The organism is Pseudoduganella sp. GW821-FHT12E03 (assembly GCF_058807115.1).
Window position 1 is genome coordinate 1 of the sequence record NZ_JBXAQJ010000053.1, and the last position, 588, is coordinate 588.

At 46.4% G+C, this 588-nt stretch carries 1 rRNA gene; it reads right to left on the bottom strand.

The features are described from left to right. Nucleotides 1-422, bottom strand: a 23S ribosomal RNA gene (locus tag AC1RRC_RS33245); the annotation flags it as partial. Between the last annotated feature and the right edge of the window lie 166 nt (nt 423-588).

Genomic DNA, 588 nt, shown 5'->3' on the forward strand with positions numbered 1-588 from the left:
CCTTGGAGGATGGTCCCCCCATGTTCAGACAGGATTTCTCGTGTCCCGCCCTACTTGTCGTACGCTTAGTACCACCGGTCAAATTTCGTGTAAGGGGCTATCACCCTCTATGGCGCTTATTTCCAGAAGCTTCCACTATTTGTCCGACTATCACGTACAGGCTGTTCCCATTTCGCTCGCCACTACTTTGGGAATCTCGGTTGATTTCTTTTCCTGCAGCTACTTAGATGTTTCAGTTCGCCGCGTTCGCTTCGCATACCTATGTATTCAGTATGCGATGACCCAAAGGGCCGGGTTTCCCCATTCGGACATTTCCGGATCAAAGCTTGATTGTCAGCTCCCCGGAACATTTCGCAGACTTCCACGTCCTTCATCGCCTGTAATCGCCAAGGCATCCGCCATGTGCACTTATTCACTTGTCCCTATAACCTTGACGGCTATAGTTCAAGCATTTACTACTTTGTGATGATGAGTTTTACTACCCTAAGTGTGTGATTTCTCACACGCTTAAATAAAACTTTACTTCTTCCAGATTGTTAAAGAACGGTACTACTTTTATCTAAACCTCAGGGCTTACATAAAAGCAGT